The organism is Methanococcus mangrovi (assembly GCF_054506835.1).
The window spans coordinates 85,447-102,195 of record NZ_CP197114.1; the positions used below are offsets into that span (position 1 = coordinate 85,447).

General features: G+C 32.8%; 18 protein-coding genes. 8 read left to right on the top strand and 10 right to left on the bottom strand.

Annotated elements, in window-relative coordinates; all coding sequences use genetic code 11:
* Positions 1–5: 5 nt before the first annotated feature.
* The 3 genes from ACS5L2_RS00465 to ACS5L2_RS00475 form a co-directional block, all read right to left on the bottom strand.
* Positions 6–647 (bottom strand): 50S ribosomal protein L1, encoded by a 642-nt coding sequence (locus ACS5L2_RS00465; protein WP_459201806.1) that lies wholly within the window; start codon positions 645–647, stop codon positions 6–8.
* A gap of 186 nt (positions 648–833) precedes the next feature.
* Entirely contained in the window at positions 834–1,124 is a 291-nt protein-coding gene (locus ACS5L2_RS00470; RefSeq protein WP_459201807.1) for a DNA-directed RNA polymerase subunit L, read from the bottom strand.
* Positions 1,121–1,738 (bottom strand): DUF2067 family protein, encoded by a 618-nt coding sequence (locus ACS5L2_RS00475; protein ID WP_459201808.1) that lies wholly within the window; start codon positions 1,736–1,738, stop codon positions 1,121–1,123. Before ACS5L2_RS00475 ends, ACS5L2_RS00470 begins: the two co-directional genes overlap by 4 nt.
* 452 nt (positions 1,739–2,190) lie before the next feature.
* On the opposite strand from ACS5L2_RS00475, the gene ACS5L2_RS00480 reads away from it, so the two are divergent.
* The 5 genes from ACS5L2_RS00480 to ACS5L2_RS00500 all read left to right on the top strand — a co-directional run bounded on the left by ACS5L2_RS00480 (position 2,191) and on the right by ACS5L2_RS00500 (position 6,001).
* Positions 2,191–2,382: a hypothetical protein gene (locus ACS5L2_RS00480; RefSeq protein WP_459201809.1), complete on the top strand. Its 192-nt coding sequence runs from the start codon at positions 2,191–2,193 to the stop codon at positions 2,380–2,382.
* 251 nt (positions 2,383–2,633) lie between these two features.
* Positions 2,634–3,563 carry a tyrosine--tRNA ligase gene (locus ACS5L2_RS00485; RefSeq protein WP_459201810.1) on the top strand — a complete coding sequence of 310 codons (930 nt, stop codon included), beginning with the start codon at positions 2,634–2,636 and terminating at the stop codon, positions 3,561–3,563.
* Positions 3,564–3,580: 17 nt separating this feature from the next.
* On the top strand, positions 3,581–4,636 hold the full coding sequence (locus tag ACS5L2_RS00490; protein WP_459201811.1) for a mechanosensitive ion channel family protein: 1,056 nt from the start codon (positions 3,581–3,583) through the stop codon (positions 4,634–4,636).
* Between the two features lie 31 nt (positions 4,637–4,667).
* Entirely contained in the window at positions 4,668–5,111 is a 444-nt protein-coding gene (locus ACS5L2_RS00495) for a DMT family transporter (RefSeq protein ID WP_459201812.1), read from the top strand.
* 263 nt (positions 5,112–5,374) lie between these two features.
* Positions 5,375–6,001 (top strand): HoxN/HupN/NixA family nickel/cobalt transporter, encoded by a 627-nt coding sequence (locus tag ACS5L2_RS00500; RefSeq protein ID WP_459201813.1) that lies wholly within the window; start codon positions 5,375–5,377, stop codon positions 5,999–6,001.
* Between the two features lie 22 nt (positions 6,002–6,023).
* On the opposite strand, the gene ACS5L2_RS00505 is transcribed toward ACS5L2_RS00500, so the two are convergent.
* The 3 genes from ACS5L2_RS00505 to ACS5L2_RS00515 are packed head-to-tail and all read right to left on the bottom strand — an operon-like array spanning position 6,024 to position 8,213.
* Positions 6,024–6,665 (bottom strand): MarC family protein, encoded by a 642-nt coding sequence (locus tag ACS5L2_RS00505; protein WP_459201814.1) that lies wholly within the window; start codon positions 6,663–6,665, stop codon positions 6,024–6,026.
* A 28-nt stretch (positions 6,666–6,693) separates the two neighbouring features.
* A complete protein-coding gene (locus tag ACS5L2_RS00510; RefSeq protein ID WP_459201815.1) occupies positions 6,694–7,410 on the bottom strand; it encodes a hypothetical protein in 717 nt (238 codons plus the stop codon).
* A 14-nt stretch (positions 7,411–7,424) separates the two neighbouring features.
* Positions 7,425–8,213, bottom strand: a complete 789-nt coding sequence (locus tag ACS5L2_RS00515) for a tRNA pseudouridine(38-40) synthase TruA (protein ID WP_459201816.1) — start codon at positions 8,211–8,213, stop codon at positions 7,425–7,427.
* Positions 8,214–8,471: 258 nt separating this feature from the next.
* On the opposite strand from ACS5L2_RS00515, the gene larC reads away from it, so the two are divergent.
* Positions 8,472–9,689: a nickel pincer cofactor biosynthesis protein LarC gene (gene larC, locus ACS5L2_RS00520; protein WP_459201817.1), complete on the top strand. Its 1,218-nt coding sequence runs from the start codon at positions 8,472–8,474 to the stop codon at positions 9,687–9,689.
* 9 nt (positions 9,690–9,698) lie between these two features.
* Here the strand turns inward: larC and ACS5L2_RS00525 are convergent, their stop codons facing one another.
* Genes ACS5L2_RS00525 through comA form a run of 4 tightly spaced genes read right to left on the bottom strand, consistent with a single transcriptional unit; the run spans position 9,699 to position 12,649 of the window.
* Entirely contained in the window at positions 9,699–10,358 is a 660-nt protein-coding gene (locus ACS5L2_RS00525; protein ID WP_459201818.1) for a (Fe-S)-binding protein, read from the bottom strand.
* A gap of 1 nt (position 10,359) precedes the next feature.
* Entirely contained in the window at positions 10,360–11,058 is a 699-nt protein-coding gene (locus ACS5L2_RS00530; RefSeq protein ID WP_459202640.1) for a GTP-binding protein, read from the bottom strand.
* A gap of 25 nt (positions 11,059–11,083) precedes the next feature.
* Positions 11,084–11,875 carry an ATP-binding cassette domain-containing protein gene (locus ACS5L2_RS00535; RefSeq protein ID WP_459201819.1) on the bottom strand — a complete coding sequence of 264 codons (792 nt, stop codon included), beginning with the start codon at positions 11,873–11,875 and terminating at the stop codon, positions 11,084–11,086.
* An 18-nt stretch (positions 11,876–11,893) separates the two neighbouring features.
* A complete protein-coding gene (gene comA, locus ACS5L2_RS00540) occupies positions 11,894–12,649 on the bottom strand; it encodes a phosphosulfolactate synthase (RefSeq protein ID WP_459201820.1) in 756 nt (251 codons plus the stop codon).
* A 211-nt stretch (positions 12,650–12,860) separates the two neighbouring features.
* Between comA and hypE the strand changes: the two genes are divergently transcribed.
* Both hypE and ACS5L2_RS00550 read left to right on the top strand, forming a co-directional pair.
* The gene (gene hypE, locus ACS5L2_RS00545; RefSeq protein WP_459201821.1) at positions 12,861–13,865 is read left to right on the top strand and encodes a hydrogenase expression/formation protein HypE; all 1,005 of its coding nucleotides are present in this window, start codon (positions 12,861–12,863) and stop codon (positions 13,863–13,865) included.
* A 238-nt stretch (positions 13,866–14,103) separates the two neighbouring features.
* On the top strand, positions 14,104–16,743 hold the full coding sequence (locus ACS5L2_RS00550) for a NosD domain-containing protein (RefSeq protein ID WP_459201822.1): 2,640 nt from the start codon (positions 14,104–14,106) through the stop codon (positions 16,741–16,743).
* Positions 16,744–16,749 lie beyond the last annotated feature (6 nt).

Consider the following 16,749-nt stretch of genomic DNA (forward strand, 5'->3'; position numbering starts at 1 on the left):
CCCCTCTATTTTTCTATAGGAGCAGCTGCGCCCATTGTAAGTTTTGTAAATGCACTTTTAACGTGGTAGAGCCCTTTTTCGTATTTTTTGGACACTACGTTTAAAATTGCTTCAGCATTTGCAGCAAGCTCTTCATCGCTCATTGATTCGTGTCCAATGTACACCTGGAATAATGCTTTATCCCTTGTGTTGATTGAAACAGTTTTTTGGAATCTGGCAACTAAAGGCGCTAAATTTGCATTTGCAGGCACTGGTTGTGGCATTTTACCTCTTGGACCTAAAACTGGACCTAAAGATTTACCTACCAATGGCATCATATCCGCTTGAGCGATAAAGAAGCCGTGTGCGTTAGCAATTTTTTTAGCTGTTTTTTTGTTTTTACCTAATTCTTCTAATTCTTCCTGTCTTATTACAGTGAGGCCCATGTCTCCTGCCTGAGCAGCCAAGTCACCTTTTGCAATAACCGCAATCTTTACGTCCTTACCTCTTCCACTTGGTAAGACGATCTGTTCTTTTAACCTGTTTTCAGGTCTTGTAAGATCTAACTCTTTTAAGTTAACGATAAGATCAACGGATTGCGTGAAGTTTCGCGGCTTAGCAAGAGTTCGAGCCTCCTTCACTGCGTTCAGTATTTTTGCACTGTCCATGTTGATGCCTCCTGTAATTATTTAACCGCACCAATGCGATGTAAACATGGGGCAGACATACTATCACTTACTATTATTTATAAGTTACTGGGTAAAAAAGTCGCTTTTTTAAAATACTGTTATAGGCACGGTTCTGTTTTTTTAGTTTTCAGGTTAAAAAAGAGGTATTCACTAAATATATATTAATTATAATTCTTCAAGAGTTTTGTTGCAGAGGTCAACAATGTCTTTTAAAGCTTCTTTTAAAACTTTTTCTGCATCGATTTTTTCATCGGTTTTTAACATGATTCTTGGGTTTGAAATATATCTTCCGGTATCCGGGTCTAAAACAGGGTGTTCTATACCGTATGATGCGAGAACGACACCTTTTTTAGATAATAATACTTCTTTTATCAAGTTGCTTAAAGAGTGGTCGTCATTTACCAATTCTAATTCGATAAAGTTTTTGCTTTTTTCAAGAATGTTAATGTAGTTCATTTTTTCACGCTCAAAAGTTCTTTTCTTGTTAAATCTATATCTTTATTAAGAACAATTTTTTCGTCTTCTTCTCTAAATAGTTCTTTTTCAAGTCCTTCTTCAATTAATTCATCAATATCTCGCCCTGTTATGTATGCGGCAAGAGTTATCACGTTTTTAACAGGTTTTGAACCAATATTATAAAAGTTGAGTTCAGAGTAAATATCAAGAATGTCTTTTAAGATATTGTTAATCTCTTCTACTTTTTGTTCACACTTGATTACGTTTTCATCTTTTAAATATTTAAAATTAATTTTTAATGCAGAAAGAGTATCCAATACAAGGTCTTTATTTACCGGATATTTTAAATCATTTAATTTGTATTCAAATAATCCTTTAACATCTCTATTGTATTTGTTATGAACTGTATCGATGATAGTTAGTATATTTTTATGGTCTTCTGCAAGTTTATACTTTTCATCGCCAAATATTTTTATTCTTGCACTGTTGTATGCCCGATTCTCTGCATAGTTTGCTTTTGCGTCAAAAGAATAGTCGATACCTAATTTGGATATTCTTTCGCAGATTTCGATAATTTCTTCTTCAGTTCCTTTAATTGATATTATTCTTTTCATAATTCTCACCAGATTCCAAAACAGTCTCTTCAAAATAGATACAAAACTTCAAAAAAGTTAAACAGGGTTCTATATAAAACTATGTAGTTATATCTTAAGACTCAAAAATATAAAAGTATTGGCAAAATAAAAATAGTCTGTTAAAACCTGCAACTTTACGTAAAACGCGTGTCAAAAATCTTATATATATTATTGCCCATATGGGTAAATAGTCCTGCAAAACTTCTATCTGATTGTTTAAGTTCAATAAATTTTAATAACCTCAAATATTTGCAGGATACCTCTATTCTTTATGATTATTCTCAAAATTTTAAAAAAGAGTAATTAACTATTTTAAAGCTATTTTCTGTTAATTTTGATTAATTTTTTTACGTATTTTTTTAACGACCTTAAAACTCTAAAAATCTATTTAACTGTTTTTAAAGATAATTGTATTATAATGGAGGGAGATTATGGTACATGTTTCATATTCGAGCGTAAATGAAATGCTTGACCACTGGAAATTTAGGAAAAATATGAGAAATCGGATTAAAAAAAGCTTTAATTTAGAAAGACTTTTTAAATCGCATGAAAAATATCGGGATTTGGAAAGTGCAGTTTACAATAAACTAAAAAAACGAGAAGAAAAGGAAAGAAATCTATAAAATAATATACCTATTTTAAAATTTGGAATATTTTTTAAATTTTTTTGTTTGTTTGCTATTTTTATGTATTATTTTAAATCTGGGTTTATCAGTTTTATAAAAAAATCAGAAAAGTATAAATCGTGAAGGTAGACATTAGTATAAATAATATTAATTTTGGCAGCAGATATGCTATATTTTAAATAAAATCTAAATATAACTCTAAATCACGAAAACGTTTTTATTGTTATTTGTAAAATTCAGGCGAAAATATGTTAGAAAATATTTTAAAAAACACTTCAGAAGTAGTGTCAATCGAAGAATTAACCGAACTTTTAAAAAAAGAAGAAAAAATTGCATACATCGGCTTTGAACCAAGTGGCAGAATTCACATGGGCCATTACTTGCAGATAAGAAAGATGATAGACCTTCAAAAGGCAGGATTTAAGATAATAATTTTGTTAGCCGATTTACACGCATACTTAAACCAGAAAGGAACAATGGAAGAAGTAAGGGCTCTCGGTGAAGAAAACAGAAAAGTATTTGAAGCAATGGGTCTTGTTGCAGATTACATTTACGGAAGCGAGTTTCAGTTAAAAGACGAGTATACAATCGATGTCTACAAACTCGCACTTTCAACCACCTTAAACAGGGCAAGAAGGAGTATGGAAGTAATTGCCAGAGAAGACGAAAACCCGAAAGTCGCAAGTGTGGTATATCCACTAATGCAGGTAAACGATATAAAACACCTAAATGTGGACGTTGCAGTTGGTGGAATGGAGCAGAGGAAAATTCACATGCTTTCAAGGGAAATTTTGCCGAGCATGGGCTACAAAGCTCCAGTATGCATACACAACCCTGTTTTAACAGGACTTGATGGCGAAGGTAAGATGTCTTCTTCAAAAGGAAACTTCATCGCAGTAGATGATGATGAAGATACAATTCAGAAAAAAATGAAAAACGCATTCTGCCCTATGAAAGAAGTTTCGGGAAATCCTGTTTTAGAAATTGCTAAATACTATTTAAAATACCCTGCAACTGTGAAAAGGCCAGAAAAATTCGGTGGAGATTTAGTTTTAGAAAATTATGAAGCTTTAGAAAATGCATACGTTGAAGGGCTTCACCCAATGGATGTTAAAAACCTCGTTTCAAACCAATTAATTGAAATTTTAAGACCTATTCGCGAAAAAATGAATGAATGATGATTAATAGTGAAAATATGGCGTTAGATCAATTATATTTTGGAAATACATTATATTCGTACATGATATTTTTAATATTCATATTTTTTGGAGTATTTTTTGGAAAAGTAATGTACATATTCTTAAATAAGTATGTACGCGTTCTTGCAGGAAAAACAAAGACAAAATTAGATGATGTAGTACTCGATGCAGTAGAAATTCCGTTAATAATCGTAGTATTCGTTTTATTTTTATATTACGGTTCAAACAGCTTAATTTTACCGGAAAATTTAGCGTTATGGCTTAATGAATCTTTAACCGTGGCAATAACCTTTGCAGGAGTTTTATTTTTACTTAAAATTGTAGATGACATAATTGTAAATTATGTTGTTCCAATTGTAGAAAAGTCAGAAAATAAACTCGATGACCAGCTTGTCCCTTTAATGAGAAAATTGGTCAAATTTTTGATTTTAATTGCAGGTTTATTGCTTATTTTATCAAATGTCGGTTATAACATTTCAGCACTTCTTGCAGGACTTGGTATTGGTGGTTTGGCAGTTGCGCTTGCTGCAAAAGATACTATTGAAAATTTAATTGCAGGATTTATTATAATCGTTGACAGGCCTTTTAAATTAGGCGACTGGATAAAATGGGGCGGAAAAGAGGGTATCGTAGAAGAAGTTGGAATCAGGAGTACCCGTGTTCGTTCATTTGGAGACACCATAATCACTGTTCCAAATGCAAACATCGTTCAAACGGAAATCGAAAACTTCTCAGAACGGAGAAAAAGGCAGGTAAAAGCAACAATTGGTTTAACTTACGATACTCCGGTTGACAAGGTAAAACGTGCAAAAGAAATAATAGAAAACGTTTTAAATGAACATCACGGAGTTGTAGATCCTATAAGGGTTTCATTTGTTGAATTCGGAAGTTTTTCACTTGATTTACGGGTAGAATACTTTGTAAGAGATTTTGGGTTTGATTTCTTCTTAAATACGAAAGATGAAGTAAATATCAAGATTAAAGAAGAATTTGAAAAAGAGAATATCGAATTTGCATTCCCTACGCAGACTGTATACTACAAAAAAGAATAATAATCTATTTTTATATTTTTAAGGGAAACTTATGGATAAGACGTGGGCGTTAATTTTTGCAATTGTTGTTGGATTTGTAGCATCCCTTCAACCAGTGGTAAATTCAAAATTGGGGCAAAATATCGGTTCTAAAAATGCAGTATTTGTAAATTTCTTAATCGGACTCTTTTTAATCGGGTTAATAATCCTAATTAGTGACCCTTCTTCAATTAAACAGCTTTCAAAAGTTCCAAGTTTAAATCCCGTTTATCTTCTTGGAGGAATTATGGGCGTTATAATTGTTCTGCTTTCATTAATTGTCGTACCTGAACTTGGGGCGCTTTCCGCATTTTCAATTTTTGTTGGGGTTCAATTGATAAGTGGTGCGTTAATTGACCACTTTGGATTATTTGGGCTTCAAAAATCGCCCATAACGCTTATTAAAATATTTGGAATATTGCTACTACTTGTCGGCATGAGAATCCTGATTAAATAATCTTAAACTAAATGCTGATTTTTATTAAAAAACTTTTTTAAAATATTATTTAGTGATATGATAAAAACTAAATAATTATTTAGTGTTATTTAAGAAAACTTTATAGTAATCACATATTTATATATCTTTAAAAATAAAATAATATTAAGTATTAACTTAGTGTAAATATATCTAAAATCGTAATATCAAATACTGGCAAAGTTTTGTTATTTACCGTAAAGTATTACTCAAATTTAAAAGAAAATGTATCAAAAGTGATTGCTATGGATTTTATTATTGGTTTTTCAGCATTTTTACTTGGCGCAATGCATGCACTTGAACCCGGCCACGGAAAATCGGTAATGGCAGCATACGTGATGGGAACGAATGCAAATCTGAAAGAAACGCTTACCCTTGGTTCTACAATCTTGTTTTCACACGTATCAATCATATTACTATTAGGGCTTTTTTCAATTTATTTAGTTAAATATCTCAATATTGCGTATGTAAATACAATAATGGAACTTCTTGGTGGTGTTATTCTTTTATTGGTTGGATTATGGATTGTTAAAAGTTATTATTTTCCCCACAAACACCATATCGACACGAATAAAGGAGCATTAGCCATAGGATTATCTGCAGGTTTAGTTCCGTGTCCTGCTGCACTTGCAGTATTGTTATTTAGTATTTCAAATAACGCAATTTTTGATGGGCTAACTTACGTAATCGTGTTTAGTATCGGGCTTGCGATGAGTATTGCATTATTTTCGATACTATTTGTAAAAAGCAAGAATTTTTTAGAAAAATACATGAAAAACGAAAATGTAAATAGGCTGCCACTGATTAGCGGGGCAATAATTATATTATTTGGGCTCTGGAACATATCTGGTCCGATAATAGGAATTCATTAAAAAGAGAATATAATTTTTAAATTTATCCAAAGACCATTAATATTCCATCAAGGGCCATCTGGATAGATATTGCAGTAAGTACCAGACCCATCATCTTTGTAAGTACTTTAAAGCCGATTTTACCAAGCATTTTTTCTAAATCTTTTGAGAATTTTAGTACAAAGTACGATACGATGATACAAAGAGATATTGCAATAATTACTGAAATTTTTCCATCAAAGTCACTTGATTGTGCCATCATGGCAATAACTGCACTGATTGAACCGGGTCCCGTAAGTAATGGAACAGTTAACGGCACTATTGCGATTTCGTTCATTTCATCAAGTTCTTCGCTGTGGCTTTTCAAATGCGATTCAAGTTTCGGGGTTTTTTCAACTTTTGAGGTGTTTCCCTGAATCATATCAAGTGCAATCAAAAACAGTAAAACTCCGCCTGTAATCTTGATTGCAGGAATAGATATTCCAAAAAACCCTAAAATCTGATTACCGAGCAGTGCAAACGTCATTAAAATTGCAAACGCTGCGAGCATAGATTTTCGTATTATTTTTATTTTTTCAATTTTGGAGTACTGGCTTGTTAAAATCAGGTACGTCGGGATTACTCCAAATGGGTTTAGTATAGAGAATAATGATGTAAATGCCAGTATTATAACGTGTACGTCCATATTTTCAACTTTTATTTTTCCAAATTTTCTATAGCATGTTATTTTTTCTTTTTATTCCGTCATACAGGTCGATAGCATTTCCATTTAAAAAGGCAGTCATCGTGTATATTACTCCAGGGGGCATTATACTGGTTGGAGAACCCCTTTTAACGAAATAAACATTTTCAAATCCTAAAAGCCCGCCGTAAATCATACCTGCAATTTTTTGCAAGTTTTTCACGTTTTCAAGGGTGATTACTACGACAGGGTCGTCAGTAGAAACTCCCGAATATCCAATTCCAGGAATTTCTTTAGGAACATCTGAAACACTTGAAGATGAATCATATCCAAATTTTTTTCCAATTTCTTCAACAAAGAGGGCAGCTTCATTTACAAAGTCTTCGCCGCAATAAGTGTCAAACCCGATTATTAGTGAATCTCCATATTCTGAAGCTGTTTTAGAAAGTGCATAAGAAACTCCTTCGCCTGCAGTTTCAGGATTTTTTGAAACACCATTTAAATCATCAAAACCTTCAGCGTGTTTGTGAAGTAACTTAAACACGATTTTATTAACTTCTTCAAGTCTGTCTTCCGGCACGAAAGATGAAATTACAATATCATCCCCGGTAACGTTTGTAATTTTTGATTTTACACCAAGTTTTGCCATTTCAGGCTGGAGTTCTCGCTCTATTTTTTCATTAACAAATTCGTTTGTTTCAACATCATTTGAAGATATATCAACACTTATTGAGGAAATGTACTTCAAAATATCACTCTTTTTCAGGTTTTTGATAAAACTGTTTTGCAGAGCCCAAGTCTCATTAAACTGTTGTTCAATGATTTTTCCCAGCTATTTTTAAAGGTTCTAAGGACATAAGTATCAATATCAAAGTCAATATTAGTTTTGACATCAACAAGTATTAAACCTTCGGCAGGAGATGGCGGGTAACCTTTATTGTAATCTTCTGACAGGATTAGTTCGATAAATTTTTCAGGGTTTTTGAATTTGTGCTTTCCAACGTCTGAAAGTAGCCTTATGATTCGTCGAACCATGTTCCAGAGAAAACTCTCTCCGAAAATATCAATTGTGACGAAATAGTCATTTGAAGATATTTTAATGTCGTAAAGGGTTCTAATCGGGTCTTTGAATTTTGTCTTATCCCGCCTTGCTAAATTCTGGAAATAATGTGTTCCAATAAGTTTTTTAGATGCCTTTTTCATTAATTCGACATCGTGATTTTTATTTGGTAAATTGTACTGGTAATGCCGGTATTCTATTTCGGGAAATGTATCGATTTCTTTACATCCCAAAACCCATATTCCGTCCCATTTAAGTTTAGACTGGACTCTTGGAAGTACCGGCTTTTTGTCCATTTCATAGACAACGTAATTTCCAAGTGCAGATACGCCAAGGTCAGTTCTTCCCCCGTGGTATAATGGGATTCTATTTTTCATTTCTAAATATTCACAGTCTAAAAGTGCATCTGAAATTTTGTCACAAACCGTTTCTCCGTGAGGCTGTGTCTGAAAACTAAATCTTCCGTCGTATGCAATCTTAAATATATACATTTTATCACAATTATATATTGGAATTTCTTGAAATGTCCTCTTCGATATATTTTACAGGTATAAATAATTTATCAAAATTGGAATTTCAAAATATTAATAGTAATATATTAATCAAAGCTACTTTTTTTAATTATTGTATTTTTCAAATTTTATAAAATTTAGAATTTAATTGTTTTGTTTTGAAAAACTTGATTATTTAAAAATATTTAAATTTTAACAGAAATATAGTTACATTTAACACTTGTATTCCGTGATAATATGACAAAAGTTTTAGTAATTGACCCAAAAATTGCAGGAATGTCTGGAGACATGTTTGTTTCATCATTACTTGCACTTACAAATTCCTATGATTTAATGGATGAAGTAATTTTGGAATTGGAAAAATTAAAAAGTTGCAACTCCTTTAAGGTATCTGTAATAGATGAAAAAGTAAATGGAATTTCTGCAAAACAGTTAAAAATTGAAATTGATGAAGAAAGAATAAAAAATCCCGGCGAATTAAAAGAAATTATCATAAATACTTCTAAAAATTTAAAAATCTCTGGAAAAGGGGTTAAAATTTGCGAAAACATAATAAACGATTTAATTGGAGCTGAAGAAAAGCTTCACGGAAATCACTTTCATTTGCACGAAATTTCTTCGCTTGACACTGTTTTTGACATAGTTTTACCCATATTAATTTTAGACAGAAACGGATTTTTAAATGGAAAAATTTATTCAACACCGCCTGCACTTGGAAATGGAAGAATATCTATGGATCACGGGATTATTCCAAGTCCCGCACCTGCAACACTTGAAATTTTATGCAAACACGAATTAAAATGTTCAAAAGTAGATTCTGATTTTGAATTGTTAACTCCAACGGGAGCTGCGATTCTTTCAAACGTTACAGATGAATTTACCGAATCTTATCCTGAAATAGTTCTTTTAAAAACGGGATATGGTGCAGGAACTAAACGAATGGAAAATATTCCAAATGTTTTAAGACTCGTTGAAGGAAACACGAACGAAAAAATAATTGAAAAAACAGTAATTTTGGAAACTAATATTGACGATATATCTTCAGAAGTTTTAGCATATGCAGTTGAGAAGCTTTTAAATGAAGGGGCACCCGATGTATTCATAACTCCAGTTTTCGGTAAAAAAAATCGGCCATCAAGTATGATTTCTGTAATATGTCCATATCACTCCCACGAAAAATTTGCAAAAATTTTAATTGAAGAAACAGGAACTCTTGGAGTTAGGATTAACCATTATGATAAGATCAGGGCCAAAAGAAGAATTGAAAAATTAAAAATTAATATAAATGAAATTGATTTTGAATTTGACGTGAAAATATCCGATTTAAATGGTGAAATTGTAAATATAAAACCAGAATTTGAAGATTTGAAAAAAATTGCAAAAATTTTAAATATTCCGTTAAGAGATGTTTTAAGGCATGCAAACTCTAAAATAAAAGAAATTTATGGTTTTTAAATTATTATCTTACCATACTTTTAAATCAATTCCTTCAATCAAAACTCTGTTTCCTTCAACTTCAACTACAACGCCGCTGTGGACTTTTTGCATCATGCAGTGAGTTGGGATAAATTTAACAGTTTTTCCAACTTCTGGAGTTTTTCCTCTGTAAACTCCTTCAAATGCAGCAACGAGTGCAATTCCAACTTCAATATATTTTATTTTTTCTGAATTAAACCTGTTACAAGGGCCTTCAAGATGTACAACATACATTCCGTGGGAGTCATCAATTATTTCAGCAAAATGTGGAATTGGGCATCCAAGAGGTCTGTATTTGATATGGTCGCCTTTTTTTATTGGATTTTTTGAAAGAATTATGAGCGTTTCTCTGCAAGAATGTTCTTCAGGAAGTGGGTCAAGTAAAAAGTCCGCTTCATAGCCATCTAAAAGTCCGATAAGTCCAGTTTTGGATTCACATGTCTTTTTAATTTCAAGAGGTTCTGAAGTTGACACAATCTCTTTTATTTTTTCAATGTTTCCTTTAAATTCTTCTTTGAATAATAAGGGGCAGTTTTCAGGGGTTTCTCCTTCAAGGATTTTTTCTGCGAAGAGATCACATCTTTTATATCCGCAGGCTTTGCAGTTATATCCTGGAAGCAGTTTGGTAATTTCTTTTATATTTTCCATGTTATTCACCAATATATTTGGTAAACCCATCGATTCTTCTTAAAACACCCCTATGGTGTTTTTTAGCAACTTTAGTTTCCCCAACACACAAAGTACAAACGCAAAGTGGAGCGTTGTGTCTTAATTCTTCATTTTCAAGGTCTACAATATCTTTTGCTTCAATTATCTCTTCAGAGATTTCTGCACAACCCTGTCCGCTAAGCCCGTTTACATCATATATTGTACATTTCGGGTTCATTTCAAGAACTCTTTCTCTAAATACTTCCCTTTCAGCCTGTGAAATAATGTCTCCTTTGGTTATTGCAACAACATCAGCACTGGTTAAAAAAGGTCCAACTTTTCTAGGGGTATTCGGGCCAGATGTAGCATCAATTACGCAAATTCCAAGGCTGTTTTCGGTGTATGGCGCACAACGGTGACAAAGACCTGCAGTTTCGATAATTAATGTATCAACGCCTTCTCTTTCAGCCCATTCTGCCATTTCTTCTAAATTATAAATTGCAAAGTGGTCAGGACACATATCTTTACTTAATCCAACAAGTGTCGGAATTCCAAGTTTTCCGTATCTTGTATCGTCATCAGTATACAAACAGTCAATTTTAACAACTGCCGGTTTGTTTCCTTTGCTTACAAGCTGTTTTATTGTGTGGGTCATCACTGAAGTTTTTCCTGCACCCGGAGTTCCTGCAACAATTATCATTTTCAATATTTCACGTCCAATTTAGTTAATTACCAGAAACTGCCGGAGTTTCTATGTCTTTTAAGTTTAATTTTTCGCCATGCCTTACTTTTTCTCTCATTGAAAGCATCCAGCTGTCAATTTCACTCAATCTTTGAGATACTTCTTTTTCTTCAGGTGTGGTTTCAATAATTTCGGTCATTCCACCATTTCTCATAACAACCCGTCTTGTAGTCATTAAAGCGAGAACCGGGTCGTGTGTAATTACCATAACAATTTTTCCGCATCCTGCAAGGAGTTCGAGTGCTTCGTGCTTTTTAATTCCAGCATTTTCGATTTCATCAATTAAAACAATCGGTGAATCGCTGATAACTGCAACATCTGCAACCATTAAGCTTCTGGACTGTCCACCACTGAGTATTGTTAAGTTGTAATCCTTTTTAATCGGTTCTCCAGTAAGCTGGTTTGCTAAATCGACTACTTTATCGACGATTCCTTCAGAATTCATGCCTCTGCTTTTTGCATGCATAATTAAAAATTCTTCAACCGACATGTCTGCTAAAAAGTTCATGTTTTGCGAAAGCTGGGCAATTCTTCTTTTTCTTGGGTCCCTTCTCATTTCAATATCTGGAACATTTCCATTTACGAGTATTTTTCGTTTTGAAGGAGTATCTCCCTGAGCAAGCTGTTCAATATCGCTTATTAAGTTAGATTTTCCACTTCCTGTTGGCCCAACTACTCCAAAAATTTCTCCTCGTTTTACAATTAATTCGTTTACTTTTTCAGATTCTCCGCACTTGTTGAATCCGCCAATAATTTTAATTTCTTCGATATTCATGAGTTACACCTTTTTAACTTAAATTTTTCCGAAAGTGTCCCCTCTTAATCCTCTTCTCAGAGTTTCCAGTGAAATTACTTCTTCAAATGAAATATTTCCAAGATTTACGTCATTCCCAAAACGTAATATAAATTCAACCTGCTGATTTTTTTGAGGTGCTTCAAGGATTATTTTAGACATATCGACATTTTCAGCAAGTATCTCAAGTTCTTCCTTTTTCACGTTCCCTTTTTCATCAAAAAGACCGATTGATTTTCCACTTTCTCTGCCTTCGATTATTACAAAGTCTGCACCGGATTCAAGGTCTTTTTTTACGAGTTCTACTCTTTCATGGATTTCAAGTTCACTATCTAATACGATACTTTTCTTTCCAACTTCTGAAAGAACGATAAAACCTGCTTTTTTTGCCTGTTTTATTGCGTAATCTTTGTCTTCAGGTTTTAAGTTCATTGAACCATCAGATATTTCCACACATTCAAATCCAAGGTCTTTACATTCTTTTAGGAATTCTTCAAAAAGATTTTTTGAAAAACAGACTTCAAAGAGCGTTCCTCCAGGGTAGGGTTTAATGCCGTATTTTTTGTAATTTTCAATTTTTTCCTTAACGACATTTTTAGACTGAACAGCGCTTGTACCCCATCCAAATTTTGCAAAAGTGATGTATTTTCCAGATACTTTTAGATAATCGTTGATAAAGTCCGGGGATAATCCTTTATCGATTACCATGGTATTTTCAGTCCCTTTTTTCAGGTTTAAAAAAGAAAATGCGTTCATAATTACACGACCATATCTTATAAGAAATAAGGTTGGGAATATTTTTATTATAATATCATTTTAATGTATTATATGAATTATCAATTATATAATTTGTTATTTGTAACGGGAATTTCATTTCTTATAAGAAATATTCGGTATTAAAACCATATCACAATCAATAAAAAATAAAATGACTAATTATCAGTAGTTTAAATTTGGAGTTGATCACATGAATATTACTCGGATGCACGGTGCTGGCGGAACCGTAATGCAAAAGTTAATTAAGGAAACAATACTCGGTAACTTAGAAAATACTAAAATTGAAGGCGGGATTGGTCTTGAATCTCTTGACGACGCCTCAACTATACCTCTTGGAGACAAAGAAATAGTTTTTACTGTTGATGGGCACACTGTGCAGCCGATATTTTTTCCAGGCGGAGATATCGGTAGGATTTCAGTATGTGGGACTGTAAACGACCTTTCAGTAATGGGTGCAAAACCTGTTGCACTTTCTCTTTCAATCGTCCTTCCAGAAGGCTTTGACATTGAAAAACTTGATAAAATAATGAAATCCATAAACGAAGCCTGTAAAGAAGCAGGTGTTGCAATAATTACGGGAGATACAAAAGTTTCAAATGTTGACGATATAATCATTTCATCTGCAGGAATCGGCCTTGTTGATTCTGGAAAAGCTGTAAGAGACTGCGGAATGAAAGACGGGGATGTAATAATTGTTAGTGGAAATATCGGAGAACACGGTCTTACGATACTACTTACAAGAGAAGGCTTTGAATTTGAATCGGATTTAAAATCAGACGTAGCTCCTGTAAATGGGCTTGTTCAAAGCGTTTTGAGTGCTGGATTTGAAATTAATGCAATGAAAGACCCAACAAGAGGCGGTCTTGCAGATTCATTAAATGAAATGGCAGAAAAAAGTAATTTAGGTGTATTGGTTTACGAAGACAAAATCCCCATAAGCGATGAAGTTCAGGCTATTGGTGAAGCTCTCGGAATTGACCCGTTAACAGTTGCAAACGAAGGAAAAGTCGTAATGTCTGTAAATGCGGAAGATTCAGAAAAAATACTTGAAATTTTAAGGGCGCACCCACTTGGAAAAAACGCCAAAATTATTGGGAATGTGACATCTGAACACAAAGGGGTCTTAATGGAAACAATTGTTGGAAAAAGAATTGTTGACACGCCAATGGGCGACCCGATTCCGAGAGTATGTTAAAACTTTTGAAATAATTAAATTTATTTTTTTATATTTTAAAATTTTATATTTTCAAACATCTAAACGATTATTCGTATTTTATACAATTAATTCTATGTCTCTGGTTTAATCTATTTTATGCCGTAATTAATCCTTTATTTTAACAATAAGCTATAATAATAGCGTTTTATAAAATTATAATTGTAAGAGTTATATTGAATTTGGGGAATTCGATATATAATTTTAAAGGGGGGTTTTAATGAAAATTTTCAAGATATTTCTTGTAATGGTAATTTTGGGGGCCATTTCAGGAATATATGCAGAAGATACCACGATTTATGTAAATAATACTCATTACTGGTATCAAAGCGGTTTATTTGTAGAATCAAATAATTCTATTCAGGATGCAATAGAAAATGTGCCAGAAAATGGAACAGTTGAACTAACGGCTGATTTAAAAGTAGTTAATGGTATCAAAATCAATAGAAGCGATATTACAATAGATTTAAAAGGAAATACGATTTCTGGAAACTATGAAGGTTTGGGAATTACTGTTTCTGGAAATAACGTAGTTTTAAAAAATGGGGTAATTTCGAATTTTGATTATGGAATAATGCTCGAAAACTCAGAAAACTGTAAAATTTCAAATAACGAAGTGTTTGGAAATACTTATGATGGAATTTACCTACTTAATTCAAAAAATAACGATGTTTCTGAAAATTTAGTTCATGAAAACGGGTTTATCGGGATTATTTCTTCGGGAATATATTTAAACGGGTCTGAATTTAATAATATCACTAAAAATACGGTAAATAATAATATTTACAGTGGAATTGAGCTTTTAAATTCAAAAAACAACCTTATTTCAGGAAATAAAGTTTTTGAAAACGAAGACAATGGAATTTTTGTCAGAAATTCAGAAAATAATTCAGTAGTATTCAATGAAATATCCCAAAATGAAAATAACGGTATTTTGGCAAGAGAATCTGGATTTAATACAATTGAAAGCAATAATATCTTTGAAAACGAAGATTCTGGAATTTATTTCTGGAAATCTTTTGAAAATAGCATATCAAAAAATAAAATTTCTGAAAATTCAAATGGGGTAATCTTTTGGGATTCCGATTTGAACGTACTTTTTAAAAATAAATTATTAAATAACGCGGAATCCGGAATTTCAATAGAATTTAACACAGAAGATAACATTATTTATGATAACCTGTTTAATAACTCATTAAATGTAAATTTCAAAGATTCCGGTAAAAATTTTTGGAATATTTCAATTAGTAATAACACAAACATAATTGACGGGGAATTTACTGCAGGAAATGTTTGGTATACTCCAGAAGGTACTGGATTTAGTCAAAAAGCAATAAATCAAGATTCAGATGGGGATACGCTTTCTGAAACTTACTTCGAACTTAACGTTGAAAATATAGATTATAGTCCATTAGCACCAGATACACTACCTCCGGTGGTAAACATTATTTCACCAAAAGAAAATACGTTCTTTAATGAAAATGAAACTGTAATAATTGATGTTTCAGTAAATGACAACTCTGGAATTCACGTTGTAATGCTTGAAATAGATGACGACTACAAAGAACTCTTGATACAAAATGGAACAGTTTATTCTAAATCGCTTGATAACTTAGACTATGGGGCTCACACGATTAGAATATACGCAGAAGATACCGCTGGAAACGTAAATTCTTTAGAATCAAGGGTATTTTCAATATCAACGCCAGATTCAACTCCTCCCGAAGTTAAAATTATCTCTCCCGTATCAAAATCTTATGCAGAAGGTTCGGAAATTTCGATAAAAGTTCAGATTATTGATGAATCCGATATATATTCGGTTTATGCAAAGATTGATGACTGCACGGTAGATTTAATTGAAAGTAACGGGTATTATGTGAATATTCTCGATAGTATGGGTTGGGGGGCTCATACTTTATGGGTAATTGCAACAGATGCTGCAGGAAATTCAAATTACAACGAAAAAGTTACATTTGAAATAAATGAAGGGGATATTACACCACCAGAAGTTGAAATCATCGAGCCTGAAAGTGGAGAGTCGTTAGAAGAGACAGATATTTCAGTTAAAGTCTCGGCAACAGATGATTCAGGAATAGCTTCTGTAAAAGTAATGCTCGATGAAAAAGTAAGTTTTACTTTGACAAAAGATTCAGAATATTATGTGGGAACAATAACAGACCTTTCGTATGGTATTCATACATTGAGAGTTTATGCAGAAGATGATGAGGAAAATATAAATTCAGATGAGGTTATACAGTTTAAAATAGAAGTTCCAGATTATTCATACTTAAAACCGGTTACATCTGAAACAGTAGTGGAAAATACGCAAGAAAATTCAGTTTCTGAAAATACTACTACAGATATAGACTTAGATAACGAAACAGAAAATATTTCAGAAATTGAAAATAATTCGGGTGAAGGAACTGAAAATTCTACAGATACATCCCCAGATGATGAAATAGATAGTAATACTGATACTGAAACAGAAGAAACTTCACCGGGTAGTACAGAAGACACAACCGAAGAAACAGATACTTCAAGTGAAACAGAAGATTCTGGAGAAACTTCTCAAGAAGAAACAGGGGACAATTTAGACGGCGATACTTCGGGTGAAACAGAAGAAACTTCACCGGGTAGTACAGAAGACACAACCGAAGAAACAGATACTTCAAGTGAAACAGAAGATTCTGGAGAAACTTCTCAAGAAGAAACAGGGGACAATTTAGACGGCGATACTTCGGGTGAAACAGAAGAAACTTCATCAGAAGGTACAGAAGACACAACCGAAGAAACAGAAGATTTTTCAGAAGATACGGCTGAAAACAGTGAACCCGAAGGCAGTGAAGAAGCAGTTATTTAAAAATTT

Coding starts and splice junctions, on each gene's coding strand:
- ACS5L2_RS00465 (WP_459201806.1), bottom strand. CDS start 647: ATGGACAGTGCAAAAATACTGAACGCAGTGAAGGAGGCTCGAACTCTT.
- ACS5L2_RS00470 (WP_459201807.1), bottom strand. CDS start 1,124: ATGAACTACATTAACATTCTTGAAAAAAGCAAAAACTTTATCGAATTA.
- ACS5L2_RS00475 (WP_459201808.1), bottom strand. CDS start 1,738: ATGAAAAGAATAATATCAATTAAAGGAACTGAAGAAGAAATTATCGAA.
- ACS5L2_RS00480 (WP_459201809.1), top strand. CDS start 2,191: ATGGTACATGTTTCATATTCGAGCGTAAATGAAATGCTTGACCACTGG.
- ACS5L2_RS00485 (WP_459201810.1), top strand. CDS start 2,634: ATGTTAGAAAATATTTTAAAAAACACTTCAGAAGTAGTGTCAATCGAA.
- ACS5L2_RS00490 (WP_459201811.1), top strand. CDS start 3,581: ATGGCGTTAGATCAATTATATTTTGGAAATACATTATATTCGTACATG.
- ACS5L2_RS00495 (WP_459201812.1), top strand. CDS start 4,668: ATGGATAAGACGTGGGCGTTAATTTTTGCAATTGTTGTTGGATTTGTA.
- ACS5L2_RS00500 (WP_459201813.1), top strand. CDS start 5,375: ATGGATTTTATTATTGGTTTTTCAGCATTTTTACTTGGCGCAATGCAT.
- ACS5L2_RS00505 (WP_459201814.1), bottom strand. CDS start 6,665: ATGGACGTACACGTTATAATACTGGCATTTACATCATTATTCTCTATA.
- ACS5L2_RS00515 (WP_459201816.1), bottom strand. CDS start 8,213: ATGTATATATTTAAGATTGCATACGACGGAAGATTTAGTTTTCAGACA.
- larC (WP_459201817.1), top strand. CDS start 8,472: ATGACAAAAGTTTTAGTAATTGACCCAAAAATTGCAGGAATGTCTGGA.
- ACS5L2_RS00525 (WP_459201818.1), bottom strand. CDS start 10,358: ATGGAAAATATAAAAGAAATTACCAAACTGCTTCCAGGATATAACTGC.
- ACS5L2_RS00530 (WP_459202640.1), bottom strand. CDS start 11,058: ATGATAATTGTTGCAGGAACTCCGGGTGCAGGAAAAACTTCAGTGATG.
- ACS5L2_RS00535 (WP_459201819.1), bottom strand. CDS start 11,875: ATGAATATCGAAGAAATTAAAATTATTGGCGGATTCAACAAGTGCGGA.
- comA (WP_459201820.1), bottom strand. CDS start 12,649: ATGAACGCATTTTCTTTTTTAAACCTGAAAAAAGGGACTGAAAATACC.
- hypE (WP_459201821.1), top strand. CDS start 12,861: ATGAATATTACTCGGATGCACGGTGCTGGCGGAACCGTAATGCAAAAG.
- ACS5L2_RS00550 (WP_459201822.1), top strand. CDS start 14,104: ATGAAAATTTTCAAGATATTTCTTGTAATGGTAATTTTGGGGGCCATT.